The sequence below is a fragment of the Gemmatimonadaceae bacterium genome (assembly GCA_035606695.1).
In the GTDB taxonomy this organism is placed as follows: domain Bacteria; phylum Gemmatimonadota; class Gemmatimonadetes; order Gemmatimonadales; family Gemmatimonadaceae; genus JAQBQB01.
This window is the reverse complement of sequence record DATNEW010000001.1, coordinates 11,938-26,396: the sequence shown is the minus strand read 5'-3', so window position 1 is coordinate 26,396 and position 14,459 is coordinate 11,938. Positions and strand designations below refer to the sequence as shown.

General features: G+C 64.7%; 13 protein-coding genes. 4 read left to right on the top strand and 9 right to left on the bottom strand.

Going from position 1 to position 14,459, the window contains the following annotated elements:
- The first annotated feature begins 37 nt into the window (after positions 1-37).
- Entirely contained in the window at positions 38-1,006 is a 969-nt protein-coding gene (locus tag VN706_00115) for an alpha/beta hydrolase (protein ID HXT13999.1), read from the top strand.
- Here VN706_00115 and VN706_00110 read toward each other — a convergent pair.
- The 4 genes from VN706_00110 to VN706_00095 all read right to left on the bottom strand — a co-directional run bounded on the left by VN706_00110 (position 966) and on the right by VN706_00095 (position 3,297).
- Positions 966-1,424, bottom strand: coding sequence for a DCC1-like thiol-disulfide oxidoreductase family protein (locus tag VN706_00110; protein ID HXT13998.1), 459 nt, complete (start codon positions 1,422-1,424; stop codon positions 966-968). The genes VN706_00115 and VN706_00110 overlap by 41 nt on opposite strands.
- A gap of 9 nt (positions 1,425-1,433) precedes the next feature.
- A complete protein-coding gene (locus VN706_00105; protein ID HXT13997.1) occupies positions 1,434-2,042 on the bottom strand; it encodes a DUF3052 family protein in 609 nt (202 codons plus the stop codon).
- A gap of 45 nt (positions 2,043-2,087) precedes the next feature.
- A complete protein-coding gene (locus VN706_00100; GenBank protein ID HXT13996.1) occupies positions 2,088-2,627 on the bottom strand; it encodes an SRPBCC family protein in 540 nt (179 codons plus the stop codon).
- Between the two features lie 178 nt (positions 2,628-2,805).
- A complete protein-coding gene (locus VN706_00095) occupies positions 2,806-3,297 on the bottom strand; it encodes a MarR family transcriptional regulator (GenBank protein ID HXT13995.1) in 492 nt (163 codons plus the stop codon).
- Between the two features lie 130 nt (positions 3,298-3,427).
- Here VN706_00095 and VN706_00090 point away from each other — a divergent pair, with 130 nt between their 5' ends.
- Positions 3,428-4,951, top strand: a complete 1,524-nt coding sequence (locus VN706_00090; GenBank protein ID HXT13994.1) for a YifB family Mg chelatase-like AAA ATPase — start codon at positions 3,428-3,430, stop codon at positions 4,949-4,951.
- 210 nt (positions 4,952-5,161) lie between these two features.
- Entirely contained in the window at positions 5,162-5,659 is a 498-nt protein-coding gene (locus tag VN706_00085) for a hypothetical protein (GenBank protein ID HXT13993.1), read from the top strand.
- Here the strand turns inward: VN706_00085 and VN706_00080 are convergent.
- From VN706_00080 to VN706_00060, 5 genes are all read right to left on the bottom strand, one after another.
- Positions 5,643-8,795: an NEW3 domain-containing protein gene (locus tag VN706_00080; protein ID HXT13992.1), complete on the bottom strand. Its 3,153-nt coding sequence runs from the start codon at positions 8,793-8,795 to the stop codon at positions 5,643-5,645. The genes VN706_00085 and VN706_00080 overlap by 17 nt on opposite strands.
- A gap of 79 nt (positions 8,796-8,874) precedes the next feature.
- Positions 8,875-9,681: a hypothetical protein gene (locus tag VN706_00075; protein HXT13991.1), complete on the bottom strand. Its 807-nt coding sequence runs from the start codon at positions 9,679-9,681 to the stop codon at positions 8,875-8,877.
- A gap of 3 nt (positions 9,682-9,684) precedes the next feature.
- A complete protein-coding gene (locus VN706_00070) occupies positions 9,685-10,047 on the bottom strand; it encodes a hypothetical protein (GenBank protein HXT13990.1) in 363 nt (120 codons plus the stop codon).
- Positions 10,048-10,196: 149 nt separating this feature from the next.
- Positions 10,197-10,682 carry a hypothetical protein gene (locus tag VN706_00065; protein ID HXT13989.1) on the bottom strand — a complete coding sequence of 162 codons (486 nt, stop codon included), beginning with the start codon at positions 10,680-10,682 and terminating at the stop codon, positions 10,197-10,199.
- A gap of 239 nt (positions 10,683-10,921) precedes the next feature.
- Positions 10,922-13,012 carry a hypothetical protein gene (locus VN706_00060; protein HXT13988.1) on the bottom strand — a complete coding sequence of 697 codons (2,091 nt, stop codon included), beginning with the start codon at positions 13,010-13,012 and terminating at the stop codon, positions 10,922-10,924.
- A gap of 41 nt (positions 13,013-13,053) precedes the next feature.
- Here VN706_00060 and VN706_00055 point away from each other — a divergent pair, with 41 nt between their 5' ends.
- Complete coding sequence (locus VN706_00055; protein HXT13987.1) at positions 13,054-14,457, top strand: phospholipid carrier-dependent glycosyltransferase; 1,404 nt, start codon at positions 13,054-13,056, stop codon at positions 14,455-14,457.
- Positions 14,458-14,459: the final 2 nt, after the last annotated feature.

Below are 14,459 nucleotides of genomic sequence, written 5' to 3'. Positions count from 1 at the left end.
AAGCACGACGCTCGCATGACGCTCGTATGACCTTCGCATGATGCTCGCGTTGGTGCTCGCCGCCGCCTGTCAGTTCGCGGCAAGCGACACGGCGGGATGGCACGACACCGCGCCGCACGTCGCGCGCTACGTGACGGTCGAGCCGGGCGTTCGACTGCACTATCTCGACTTCGGTGGAAACGGACCGCCGCTCGTCTTTCTCGCCGGGCTGGGCAACACCGCGCACGCATTCGACGATTTCGCGCCCGCCTTCACCGACCGCTTTCACGTCTACGCCATCACACGGCGCGGCTTCGGCGAATCCGACCATCCGTCAGACGGCTACGACACGAAGCGGCTCGTCGCCGATGTGCGCGCCGTCCTCGACTCGCTGCATCTCGCGCGCGTCTATCTCGCCGGCCACTCGATCGCCGGCGAAGAGTTGACTCGTTTCGCCGCGACGTATCCGCAGGGCGTCGCGAAGCTCGTCTATCTCGACGCCGCGTATGACCGGGTGGCGGCGCAGCAGGAATTCGATCGCCTTTTTCCGGTGCCGCCTGATATTCCCGGACCGCCGATCCCGTCGTCCGCCGACACCGCCACAGCGGCCGCTTACGTGGCATTCGTGCATCGCACGCGCGGCGTCAACATTCCCGAAGCCGATATCCGCGTGCGCTATGCGTGTGACGGTTGGAACGAGGAAGCGACTCCCGCTTATGCATCAATTGGGTCGGAGCATCCCGATTATCGCGACGTGCGCGCGCCGGCGCTCGCCATCTATGCCGTCACGGACAGCGTCTCGCAGCTCGAGCCCTGGCAGCGGGACGACGCCGCGCACCGGAACGCCTTTCAAAGGCTCGTTCGCGCGACCGAATCCGTCTATCGCCCGCTGCGCCGGCAATTCAAATCACAGGTTGTGAATGGGCAGGTGCTCGAGATCCACGGCGCGCACCACTGGATCTTCGTGAGTCACCGCGATCGCGTGCTCAGCGAGATGCGACGGTTTCTTCTGTCGACAGATCGATGAATCGCCGGCGTTGATCCGCGGACGGCAGCACACAAACCTGCCCGCCGCGCACGAGCCGGTGGCGGTGCCGCGCCACGAGATCGTACACGGCGTCGCGCACGACACGCGGCACGATGCGCGCGAGCCACCCGAGCACGCGCCAGACGCCGCCCAGGTAGTCCAGGACATGCAACACCGCCCCGGAGCGCACGAGGATGGTTTCGCCCCGCGCACCGGCCGCGGGCTCATACCAGATCACTGAATCGACGCCGTCGAGCTCCGGGTGCGCGGACCGCACGCGAGCGCCGACTCCGCTCTGCAGGCTCGCGAACTTGAGCGTGCGGGCGCGCGACTCATGCGCCAACACGAACTGCACGCTCTCCGCGCAGAAGCCGCACGTTCCATCGAACAGGAGCAGGGCATCGCGCGCGGTAGCCATGATGAAAAGCTATTTCCCTCGGGAAGCGCGCGGCCACACGAGTTTTTCCGCCGTGAGCGTGTCGGAGACGCGCGCCACCTTCGTATAGGTGAGCCCGAGCGTGCTGGCGCGTGCATAGATCGTGGTGTCGGCCACGCCGGTTTTCCCTTTGGGATGCACCACCCAAACGGCGCCGTCGGGCTTGATCGCGCGCGCGGCGCGATCGATTCGATCGAGCTCGCCGCCTTCGTTCACCTGCACGAAGACCACGTCGCACGCCTTTGCCGTCCGCCCGGCCGACGTGTGCGCCGTGCGGTCTTTCACTTGGGCGATCAGCTCCGCGTCGGTGATCCCGCTCAGCCACACAGCGGCGTCGGGCTTCACATCCAGCTTGTCGATGAGCCGCTTCGGTGCTTCGCCGAGCTTCTTCTGCCATTTCGCGGCGGCATCGGCGCCGAGGGTGAGTGAGATGACCGCGTTTGGCGCAGTGATGGTGACGACTCCGCCGCGCGACGTGATGCGTTCGATCGCGGTTCGCGGCACCCGAACGCGCGCGTCCCCGCGCACGATGAGCTCGTCCGTCTCGAGCAACACGGTCGCGGCATCCGCCTCGCGCACCGCACCTGCGCGGTTATCCACGCGCACTCGGCACTTGGTTTCGTATCCCATGTCAGTCGTCTCCTCTCAGTCGTCTCCCGCGGCGACCGTCGTCGGCGTCACGCTCGCGTTGAAGCGCGTTCCAAGGTCGCGAAGATAGGCGTCGATCGTCGCCGTGTGCCCCATGATGAATCTCGAAACAAAGCGGAAGATCGGATTGTAGACGGACCCGCGCTCGGTGATGGTCACCTGACTCGCGGCGACTCCGTCGGGAACGATCCGGTATTCCCAGCTTCCGCCAAAGGGCAGGTGTTTGTCGGCGATGCGCCCGACGAGCCGGCGCGGTGGATCGGCGGTGTCGACGACCATGGTGATGGCGCCGTTCTTCGAGTACTCGCGCCACGATCGTCCGGTGGGCGCGTCGGGAAGCAGCTCGACACGGGCGACGTCGTGCCGCCACTGCGGGAAGCCCGCCGGGTCCGTGATCGCGGACCAGACGGCCTCGGCCGGGGCAGGGATGTGGGCGGTTCGGCTCGCCACGTGGTCGCGCGGAAGGAGCGCGCCGATCGCGACGACGACGAGGATGGCGGCCACGACGATGCCGCCGGTGACGAGGAGCCATTTCATACGAGAGCCCATGGAAAGAACCACGAGTTATGCAAGCATGCTAATATGCGCACATGAACAATGACAGTACTGTATATATATTACTGTAATTTATAGTATGACAATTAGCGTTCCGTAAATACTAATGTGCTCATTCCATTATTGTAATTATTAACGAATAATAGTTCAATTATGCTTATCATGCCGATCGCGTTCCGCGCGCGCCTGCGGTCCCGGCCCGCGATCGGCCCGCCTGCGCCCGCAGCGCCGCCTCGCCCAGCAGCGCCAATCCGCGCAACGCCGCCGCGCGATCGGCCGCGCCGAGCTGGTCGAGCATCGCCTGCACCAGCGCCGGCTCGAGCACCGAATTGGCCGCGCACACCCGCGCCCCCGACGCCGTGAGCCGAAGCTGCACCTTCCGCCGGTCGCCCTCGTCCAACACGCGCGTCACGTAGCCCTGCGCCACGAGCCGCCCCACCGCGATCGACATCGTTGCCGGCGTCACGCCCAGATGCCCCGCGAGCTCGCTCAGAATCGTCGGCGCCGCCGTGTCCAGATGATCCAGGATGCTGACCTGCCGCGCGCTCACCAGCGCGCCGGACTCGGGATCGCGCACGTGAGTCCGGTGGCACGCGAAGTAGATCCGCGGATAATCCCGAAAGACCTGGGCGACGTCCCGGCGAAGGCGCATCGGGGACACGCTAGGCGAAATAGTTAGCTTTGTCAACACAAATAGTTAGGACAATCAAACTACATCCGTTTGGTCCGGCCGGCGTGCGTTCGATGACACACGGCGTCATCACGCCGCACACCTTCCCGCCATGCTCGCCGCCATCCGCTCCGCCGCCGTCCTCGGCATCGATGCCTACGACGTCTGCGTCGAAGTCGACGTCGCCCCCGGCCTCCCCAAATGGGTGATCGTCGGACTGCCCGCCGGCGAGGTAAAGGAAAGTCGCGAACGCGTGTCCGCCGCGCTCGTGAATGCAGGTTTCCAGATTCCACCGCGGCGCATCACCATCTCACTCTCCCCGGGCGACAGCCGCAAAGTCGGCTGCGGCTTCGACCTGCCGATGGCCGTCGGAATGCTCGTCGCCACGGGCGCCCTCTCGCACGAATCCGTCGCCGGCCTCACCTTCCTCGGCGAACTTGGACTCGACGCCTCGGTGCGCGGCGTCCGCGGCGTGCTGTCGGTCGCCCGCCATCTCGCGGCGTGCCATGCCGATGTGCGCGGACTCGTGCTGCCGCCGGCGAACGTCAACGAAGCCGGCCTCGTTCGATCCGTCCCCCTCATCGCCCCCCACACACTCGGCGAACTGGTCTCGGCGCTCCGCGGGAATGCGATCGAGTACGCTCGACCCGACGCCTGTCGCGGACCGATTGATGAGGGCGCCGACTTTGCCGACGTTGTCGGACAGGAGAGCGCCAAGCGCGCGCTCGAGATCGCGGCGGCGGGCGGACATGCGTGCGTGCTCATTGGGCCGCCCGGTGCGGGGAAGACGATGCTCGCGCGGCGCATGCCGTCGATTCTCCCGTCGCTCACCGAAGCGGAAGCGCTCGAAGTCACCGCGGTGCATTCGGTCGCCGGACTGCTCGCATCGCCGAGCGCGGCGCAGGTTGCGTCGCGTCCATTTCGCGCACCGCATCATTCGATTTCGTCGGCCGGTCTCGTCGGCGGCGGCAGCAATCCGCGCCCGGGCGAGGTGAGTCTCGCCCATCACGGTGTCCTTTTTCTCGACGAGCTGTTGGAGTTTCCACGCGCGGCGCTCGAGGCGTTGCGCCAGCCGATCGAGGACGGCCGGGTGGTGATCGCGCGTGCCGCGTTGAGTGTTGCCTACCCCGCGCGGTTCTCGCTCATCGCGGCGATGAATCCGTGTCCGTGCTCGTTTCTGGGACATCCCACCAGGCCCTGCGTGTGCGCCGAATCAGAGATTACTAAATACCGCTCGAGACTCTCCGGGCCGTTGGCGGATCGCATCGACATGCACGTGACGCTCGCGCCAGTCCCGCTCGTTGCGCTTGACGACAATGCTTGCGCCGAGTCGTCCGCCGCGATTCGCGCGCGAGTTGAGCGAGCGCGGGACATACAACGGCGGCGCTACGCATCGACGGAGCGGGTGTCCTGCAACGCGCAGGCAGCCGGGCGGTGGATACTGGCCCGAGGGCAGATCGATGTCCGGGCGCGGCGTCTTCTGGTGCACGCGTCGGAGTCGCTCACCTTGTCGGCGCGGGCGTATCATCGGGTCCTCCGCTTGGCGCGGACGATTGCGGATCTCGCGGAGAGCGATGTCGCGAACGAGGCGCACATGGCAGAAGCGCTGCAATACCGCCCTCGACTTTCGGCCTGACGCTTCCACCGCCGCTACGACGCCGAAGAAAATCGCGACGTCGGCGCGACGATTCACAACGACTCACCAGGGATGCGCCGCGGCCTGGTGATCGCGTCGGTACGATCACCGTCTAGTGGCTCGATTTCGCCACGGTTGGCCGAAGCCCGGTGCCTGCAACACTTTGTTGCAGGCACTCAAGTCGAGGGTGTGGTAAGATATGTTCCACGTATGCGCGTGATCCCAATCACCTGCCGCGCCGCCGCGGTGTGCGCGGCCCTTCTCATCGCGTCGCCCTGTTATCTGGCGGGGCAGCGCGCGACGCAGACGATATCGTTCCGGGTTGAGCCGATCAACCAGATCTCGGTGCAGGGAAGTCCCGTGCTGACCGTGCGCGACGCGATTCCCGGCGGACCGTTGTCGAGCGTTACGGTCGACGGCAGTACGTGGAGCGTGACGACCAATTCGACCGGCGCGAAAATCACGGCGAACCTCGACCAGGATCTCCCCGCTGGACTGACGCTCTCCGTCTCACTCGGCGCCCCGACCGGCGCGGCGAGCGCCGGACTTCAGGTGTTGCGGACGACACCGGTCGACGTCGTCGCGAACGTATCGAGAACGGCCGCGGCGGATCTCCCGATTCGTTATCGCTTGGACGCGGCGATCACATCGGGCGTCGTCGTCGAGGGAACGCGTCACATCGTCTTCACGATCACGGACGGCATGTAAGTCCGTCGTTCTCCCAGCGAGTCGTGCATTTGAACGTCGATGTGCTCCGAGCGAACGGCCACGCCACCGGCGCGTTCGAGTCTGCCGGCGCGTGATCGCCGGACCGGGCGGGAGCGAAAACCGGACTCCGAACCGGCGAGTCGGTTGGGGCTCGAGGCGTCGGCCGGCGAGCGATTCGCCGCGTCGGCACCGAGTGGCCACGGTGCAGCGAGTGCGTTGCGTGTTTCGCCACAGGTGCGCGCGGGATGACCGGCGGCGCGACGGGTCGTATGGCTGGGAGCCTCGCGACGGACGGCGTGGACGCGATCGCGTCGGCAGTCAGTGGACTCATGGCCGGCCGCGAGGTTATCGGCGCCGCGAGCGACGGCATCTTCGGTTTTGGCGAGCCGGCCGGCTCCGCTGCTGGCGGTGCGTCGAGGGGCAGAATCTTCCGCTGACGCGGAAGGATTTTCAGCTCGAGCGCCTTTTGTTCGCCCGGGCTCACATCGATGACGCGGACTGAATCGCCGTCGACGAAGGTCTGCGAGGGAAGCTGAGACGTCGGGACGATCAGCTGCCACATGCCGGGTCGAGCGTCGTGGAGCTCGAACGTACCATCCGGACCGGTGATGGCGTGTCGCTCTTCGGCTCCGTTCATGAATCTCAGCACGATCCCACCGAGTCCGCGAGCGAGGCGGTAGCCAGAACTGTCGGAGTGGAGCGCGGCGGATTCGATCCTTTCGTACAGATCGATGCGGCCGACGACGCGTCCCATTCGGGTGACGCGAAGGTCGATGGTGGTGGTGCGGCCTGGGGTGGGAGAGATTTCCTGGGCGTCGTTCGCCAATCCGGATCCCCCGACTTGGTATTCGCCGAGGTCGACGAAGACCGGATATTTATTGGGGGCCATTGATCCGAAGGTTACGAAGCCTTGGTCATCGGTGAGCCCCATTCGATCGCCGACACGGACGAGTGCGTTGGCGACTCCTGCGTGTGACTCCCCGTCGTACACTCGCCCGACGACTCGACCGGTGCTGCGGGAGCGTCCGATCGGCAGCCGTAATGGCACGTTGTACGACAGGCGGGCGACGGATGCGACGGGGCGTCCCGGACCGCTGCTGGCGACTCGGACCTCGAGTTGTAAGCGGCGGCCACCAGACAGCGTCAGTGCTGCGTTCCCATCGATCGAAGCGGTGGCGCCCGGGATCATCCAGTTGGAGTCCGGGAGGACGTGGAAACGTGAGCTCGGGGCGGCGTTTGCGGAGGCGCCGAGTGTGAGGGAGTGGATCTGGAGGGAGGCGGTGGCGCCGGCGGAGACGGCGGTTTGCGCGTTTGGGGCGAAGATGCGTTGGCCCGTTGAGCGTTCGACGAAGCCGCTGACGGTCATGGAGGAGGAGAGTCGCAGGGCGGTTTGGACGCGGGTGACGCTGAAGGGGCGGGGGATGAGCTCGGCGTTCTTGGTTAATGTGCCTTGTTCGACAGATCCAGCCAACATCAATCTGCCAAATGACTTAGCAATTCTCACCCAACCTGAATTCTCGGTGCCGTTGGTGTTTGGATCGCCGAGTGTGGGGGTGGTTGGGGCGTAGAAACGGCGAACGCCGGCAGTGATGAGGCCGGCGATATCGAGGGTGATGGAAGCATCATGTTCAACATGAGATCGACTTCGTAAATCGTTGAAAATACTTAAATTATAAGGTGAATCTAAAGTATTTCCCGCGATCTGAGCCGCGACTCGGAACCATTGCGTCGGTCGCACCGCCAGCGATGCGAAATCCTGCCCGCGATCACCCGTCCCACCTCGATATGCGCTGTCCGCCCAGAAGTGTCGCAAATCAAAGGCGACCCATCCATGATCACCAGCTGCTCGCGCCAACGTCGCTGACGTCTTACTTCCGATCCCAAATAATCCCTGCGCACGCTCCATCTCGAACACGTTCCGCTTCGCGACAACGCTCCGAAAGTACAGCGATCCAAGCGTACCATCGAACTCGCTTCCACGAAGAACGTTGCCACTGATCGACAACAGTTGACTTGGATTGAATCCAATGAAACCGGCCTGCTCCGTCGAGCCATCGTGAAACCAGCGCTGCCGATTTGCCATGGCGCCAACGATCAGGCTGCCGTGCGAAACCGAACCGTTCAGTCCGCTCGAGAACGCTCCCGCTTCTGTGAGCGGCGTCAGGCGGAAGAGTTGGTCGCCCGCCCGTACCAAGAAGTTCTCACCCGTTAGTCCGATGCGATATTCAGCACGCTCACCGAACGGCGACGAAGACGATTGAGGACCCCGCGCCAGGAAATCGACCGTCGTCTTACTTCCCTCGGCGATCGGGCCAAAGCCGCTGAGCTTGTAGTTGAGCGAGCTCGTATTCGTCGCCGACTGATACCGCTGAGTTTGAATCGTCGACAGGTCGAGCGACAGCGGCAAGGTATGCCAAGGCTGCCCGGCATCGTTTCCCCGCGCCACTACGCGAACGGCCGCGACCGCTTGCGGCGACGTGTCATTGTCGCTGCTCAGGCCGCCATCCGGCTCGGCAATCAGCTTGATGTGCCGGCTCGCCTCCTGCTCGCCGAACAGCTCGCCGGCATCAAAGACGACATCGCTGACCTTGCTCTCGCCGGGCTTGAGCTCACCGATCTGGTCCACATGTGCCGAAATCTCCCGCTCCGCGCTGATTCGCAAGTGCACGCGCGTGACAATGTTACCGTGGTTCGAGACGAGGAACGTCGCGTGCGACGTCGTCCCGCTCGCGGCGAAATACGGCTGGTCGATCAGCGTCACGGTGAGATTGCGCCGGACACGAACGGAAACGGTCGAACGAGCAACGAGGTCAGTATCGAGGCCCGGGGCGCGCACGGAATGCAAGACCTCGTAATCGCCCGCGGCCGCATCGTGCGGCACGACGATCTGAACGAGTTGGACGGCGCGCCCGCCGGCCTTGACGTGAAGTTTGGTCGGCGCCGACAAGAGCTGCCAACCCGTTGGAATTTTTGTTGTTAGGAGAGCGTCGTGGTCGGCGGACGCCTGGTCGCGGACTGTGACCCGCATCGTGAACGCCGCCCCAGGCTCGATCGCGAGCTTGGTCGTATCAACGCCAACAGCCAGCGAAGGCCGCTCCGCATTTTGCGCAAGCAGCCCTCGGCTGGCCAAAGCCATGCCCCAGAAGAGCCCCAGAAGGGTCCGAAACCGCAGAGGCGGAGGCATACGTGGGATCTGTTCCGGTCAACCGCCCGGCTCAGTAGGTCACCTTAAACTGACCGCCGAACACTTGGTCGCCGCCGCCATCGGCAACGAGGACCGCTGTGTAGGCGCCGTGAGGAACCGAACCGAGCTCGAACTGCTGTCGCGCCGCTGTGCCCGGATACAGCAGGCCGCGAGTTTGCTTTGCCGTTTTGACGAGCTCGCCGGCTTCGTTGTAGAGCTCGAGCGACATCGTGAAACGATGGGCTTGCTCGCCAGTATTGATGAAGTCGTACCGCAGTCCGCGAGCACCGTTCTGTGCGTCAGTAACCATCAAACTGTCGAACGCCAGATGCGATGTGCCGGTCCCGACGTTGGTCGCGATTTGAGTCGCGTAGCGGGTGGTCACGTTCAAGCCGACCTGGACGCGCGCGTTGGCTTTTCGCGACTCCGGCGAACCAGGGACGATCGCCTCGATCATCACCAGGCTCCAGTACGTGCCGCGAAGCGATGAGTCAGCCGGGACGGCGACTGAGAACGTGACCGGGACCGTAGTTTCCGGCGGAATCACCAGGTAGTTCGACGAGACCGAGACCCATTTCGCGTTCGATCGGCGAGAGGTGCCTGGGGCGTCGTACATCGTCCGCCCGTCCGCGGCGAAGCTGTAATCGGTCTGATAAACCTTGGCCTCCTGCGGCTCCTTCGTGTCGTTTCGGACCAGCACGCGGCCTTGATAGGTCTGACCGGGCGACGCATCGTGCTCGAAGACCCCAGAACCCAGAACGGCCACCTGCGCTGCCGCGGGCCGCGCGAACGAAATGGCCGTAACTACAACGGCCGCAAGATGATAGAAGCGACGCATGACTCAGGGATCGTCGGACAGCGTGAGGATGACGTTCGAGGCGTGGTAGCCCACGGCGCCGGCTGTTACCGTCGCCGCGAGTGAGAGCGTCACAGTCAGACCGGGGTACTGGCCGACTGGGATGTAGCGAACAACGTTCTGGTCCGAGCTGGTGAGCGTGACGGTTCCCAGACTGACCGCGCCGGCCGGCGCCGTCAGAGAGATCGTCATCGTCACGCCGGCTGGAGGCGGATTGTCGAGCCGAGCGGTGATGCGCATCCGCCCGCTGACTACGGTGACCGAGTATCGCGCCGACTGATCGGTGACACTGGTCGGGTTACTTCCCGCGGGTGCCGACACGATCGTCAGCGGCCCAGGGGCAGTCATTGAAATACTGTTGGATTGCGCCCTCAGTCGCCCGCCGCTTGGCAGGAGTGCAACGAACACGAGGAGGGCGGCGGTGCGCATGAGGAGCTGCGTTCGAGAGCCGGTACGGCGGCAGAGGGCTTGGACACCCTCTGCCGTTCCTTACCGAGTCACGGGCCCGCGACGATCGTCAGAGTCACCGTGCGCGTGCTGCTGTTGACCACGCCAGCGGTCACAAGCGCATCCAGTGTATAGCTGATCAGCAGGTTACTTTCGGCGACCTGCGTGATGCCGGTGACCGCGTCCTGCGCAACCTTGGTCAGCGTCAACGCACCGGCGGAAGCACCGCTCGCAGCCGGGGCAGCCAGAGTCGCCTTGAGGGTGACGTCCGTCGGCATCGTGTCATCCAGCGCGATCGTGATCTTGCGCGTCGAGTCGTTCGTCGTGATCGCGTAATGACCGGTGGCGGTCGCCTGGGTCGGCTGCGAACCGGCCGTGGCGGTGCTGATCGTCAGCGACGGGCTACCAGACGCGGAGATCTGGTTGATCTCCTGGACCGCGAACGTGACGGTTTGCGTGGCCTGAGCCTGCGAGACGCCGCTCAAAGCGACGAGCATCAGCGCCGCGCCGGCGGCGAACTTCGTGCACGGCGACATGTGAACTCCATCAAAAAGGTGGTGAGTGCTGACGCTCGACGCTGGATGCGTCCTGGCCGCTCTCAGTGCTACTGCAACCATCTGTTGCAGGTGATTATCGGCGCTCGCAGCCTCGGCTTGAGCGCGATTTGTGATTTGGTGGCGTTTCGAGTCGCGCGGAGGCAAGGCTGGTCGAGCCTGCGCTACTGCTTGGGCCACCTTCATTTGCATTCAGATGAAGGGGCGGCTCTTCCGGCCGGTCAGCGGTAAGGCTGGAGACTCACGCTGACATGGTCGCCGGAGCCCGTCACGCGGGCAACGAGCCACTCCCGGTCGCCAAACCGCGGCCGCAGCCGTTCGTCGCGCGGACCGAAGTCCCGCGCGTAAACCGCAGGACCTCCGAGCTCGCCGCTACCGGCTATGCGCTCATATGGTAGTAACTCCGCCAGGCTCGCGCCGTTCGAGAAGCCCGCGGCGAGCTCGGCTTCGCATTCCGGCCGGAGCGGGCGGCCCGGAACGAACGCCAGTGCATCGAGCGTCGAAAGGCCGGCGACGGAACGCGCGGCGGGATCACGAGCGATGGCGGCGGCGAGCATATCTCGACGGCGGACGGGGTCGTTCGGCGCGCTGACGTTGCCCTCGTCGAGCGCTTGCTGGAGGGTGCACGCGTCGAGGGACGTCGCGGCTCGCTCGGCCTCCAGCGGCCGAAGACCCAATCCGCGAATCCGCGCCGCGAGCCGCGCGTGCCATCCATCCGGTATGAAGACCAGGGCGTTTCGGGCGCCGCTCGCCTCGACCGCGCGAGCGATCGCAGCGCCTACGCTCGCGCGATGGTACGTATCAGCCTGTGCCTGAACGCCAAAGAACTTCTCGATGCTCGCGGGCATCGCCCAGGCGGCGAGAATGCAGATCGGCAGCAGCAATGCGACGGCTGCGCGCAACGCCGGAACACGCAACCGCTCGCGCGCGAGGATGGGGAATCGCGCGGTATAGACGATCGCGATCGGGATGATCGTATACAGAAATCGCGGACCGACGAAGTAGCCCTCGAACCAGTACGCCGCGTATCCCGCGAGTACCAGCAGAAGGATTCCGTTCATCAGGATATCCCATGACGTCGCTCGACGCTGCAATACCAACGCAGCGGCGACCAGTAACAGCGCCGGCACCGGCCAGCCGAAGAGGCCCAAGTCGAGCTTCATCAGGTAGGCGGAGATGAGATAGATGCCGCGCGTCGGCGTGTGCTCGTATCCCATCGGCGTGATGTGGAAGCCGGGGCGGTGGCCCGGACCGTTCAGCGCATCGTAACCGAACGTGAACGGATCGCCGATGGTCGCCCAGTTCGTGGCGAGCAACAGGGCCACGGGAATCGCGCCAGCAATGACTTCGACGATGAGCGATTTGGCCAGCGACGCGTCGCGCGACGCGGCCCGAAGCTGGAAGATCACGACGACGACGCCAACGAGCGCGGCGTCGTATGGCCGAATCGTTGCGGCGAGGCCAAGCGCGGCGCCGATGACGCCGGCGGCCCGGACGCCGGCGGCGCGGGCGCCCTGGTCAGGCTTCAACCAACATGGTATCGCGGCGACGGCAGTCCACAGGAACGTCAGCGTGCCGACGTGATTCATCTCGCTGCCCGCCATGAACAGCACGAATGGGGAAAGACAGAACAACGCCGCGCTGACGCGCGCGAGCAGTTCGTCCGTCGTTGCCGCGACAAAACGATAGACGGCCACCGCGGCGATGCCGGCGAGTATCGGATTCACGACAAACGGAGCGTGCAGCCACACGCCGATCGTCAGCAGCGCCGGACCGCCGATCGGGAATTGAGAAAACCATTGCCCGTGCGCATCGAGCATCTCGAGCGTCGAAAAAAACTCGCTCGGCGACTCGGATCGTGCGGACAGATGGCCGCCCGCGAGCAGACGTGCCTGGAACAGCTGCGAGAATTCGTCTCCTGTCGACGGATGAAAGCCGAACAATCGCCAGCCGAAGTAAAGGGCGAGGGCGATCGTCGCCGCGGCGACGGCGATCGAGAACACCGTCGGCGACGGCGTCAGCAGCGCCCGAGTCGCGCGCTCGAGCAGGCGCTCGATCGCGTCGTGCGCGACGGCACCGAGCGCGATGATGATCGCGACGGTCGCGCCGCCCCACAGGAGCCATCGGCGCACCGCTTCGCTCCACCACGGGAGCGCCGTGCCCGGCATGACGAGATTCGCCATGGGCACTAGCCCAAGCAGTGTGATGACGACCGCGGTGACGAGAAGCGGCCACCGTCGTTCGCGTGCGACGCTCGAAGTGCTCGGAGTGGTTCGCGCCCGCCGCGCGCCGCGCTTATTGGATTTCGTCATGGATTCGCAGTGCCAACTTAACGGCCATTATCTTGCCCCGCATGGCGAGGCTCCTCTCCCGCGTTCGTGCGCGCCCGGAAGTCTGGATTCTTACCGCGGTGTCGGCTGCCTTCCACTTTTGGCGGTTGTTCACGCCGAACGCAGTGGTGTTCGATGAAGTGCACTACGAGCGATTTACGGGCTATTATCTCGCGCACTCGTATTTCTTCGACGTGCATCCGCCGGTGGGGCGGTTGCTCTACGTCGTCCTGGCCGCGCTGCTCCACATTCCCTCCGCGCAGCTGACGACGCCCGTGGCCGAGCCGGTGTTGCGGGTGTTGCCCGCGACATTCGGCACGTTGCTCGTGCCGCTCACCTATCTGCTGCTGCGACAACTCGGCGCCAATCGACGGGTCGCGACACTCGGCGCAACGATGCTGCTGCTCGAAAACGCGCTGCTGGTGATCGCGCGGTTGATTCTCGTCGACGTGATGCTCATCGCGTTCGGGATGATGGCGCTCACCGCGTACCTGGCCGCGCGCACACGAGTTGGGCGCGCGCGGTGGGCTTGGCTGGCCGCGAGTGCGTGTTGCGCTGGTCTGTCGCTCAGCATCAAGTGGACGGGCGCGTCAGCGCTCGGGATGATTCTCGCGGCGTGGGGCATTGGAGTTCTTCGCGCCGTACGGCCGACGCGGCGCACGTTTGCCGAAGGAATCGTGCTCGTTCTCGTACCGGCCGTGATCTATTGCGGCGCGTTCGCGATTCATTTCGCAATGCTCACGAACACCGGTCCGGGCGACGTCTACATGCCGATGGATTTTCGCGCGACGCTGCGGGGCTCACGGAATTATTCGCCGAACGCGCATCTGAGCTATTGGAAGAAGTTGGCGGAGATGCATCACGCGATGAGCTACGGCAACGAGGCGCTGGAGAGTCTCACCAATCCCGGCGCGTCGAAGTGGTATACGTGGCCGATCATGAAGCACCCGATCTCGTTGTGGGGCGACCCGCGTCTCCCGGGCGACAAGCAGATGATCATCCTGCTTGGCAATCCGGTGGTGTGGTGGGCTGGATTGATTGCGTTCTTCGGCGGCGTGTTGTCCTATCGCTTTCAGCGCGATCGGTGGCGCGGGCGCGAGTTTGCGTTCTGGTTTCTGGCCGGCGGCATCCTGTTGAACTACGTGCCGTTCATGGCGATCAAGCGCTTGATGTATCTGTATCACTATCTCTTCGCGCTGACGCTCATGATCTCGTTTGGCGCGTATGTGTTTGGCGTCGCGACGCGATCCATTGACGATGATGGGGCACCGTGGCGGCTCGGTGGGATGCGTCTGCGCACCTTGTATGGCGGCGTCGTCGTCCTGGCGCTGATCGGTTTCATCTATTACCTGCCATTGAGTTACGGCTATGCGATGAGCAATGCGGCTTGGAATGCACGGTTCTGGGTGTTGCATCCGCATTTCTGACG